This is a genomic window from Enterobacter cloacae complex sp. P6RS (genome assembly GCF_014982245.1).
GTDB lineage: Bacteria > Pseudomonadota > Gammaproteobacteria > Enterobacterales > Enterobacteriaceae > Enterobacter > Enterobacter bugandensis.
Genome location: NZ_JADCLB010000047.1, coordinates 1 through 268, shown reverse-complemented (window position 1 = coordinate 268; position 268 = coordinate 1). Strand labels below are relative to the sequence as shown.

Below are 268 nucleotides of genomic sequence, written 5' to 3'. Positions count from 1 at the left end.
CTCGAACACACCTTAAAGATGTGTCGTTTCAATTTTCAGCTTGATCCAGATTTTTAAAGAGCAAATATCTCAAACATGACTCGCAAGTCAGTTTTGAGATATGACGGCAGGTGACTTTCACTCACGAACCAGCAAGTGGCGTCCCCTAGGGGATTCGAACCCCTGTTACCGCCGTGAAAGGGCGGTGTCCTGGGCCTCTAGACGAAGGGGACACTGAAGTCTCAATCGCAAGACGCCTTGCTGCTTACTTTTCATCAGACAATCTGTG

At 48.1% G+C, this 268-nt stretch carries 1 tRNA gene; it reads right to left on the bottom strand.

The annotated features are described in order from the left end of the window. Positions 1 to 136: 136 nt before the first annotated feature. Positions 137 to 212 (bottom strand) — tRNA-Glu (locus INF73_RS21735). Positions 213 to 268 lie beyond the last annotated feature (56 nt).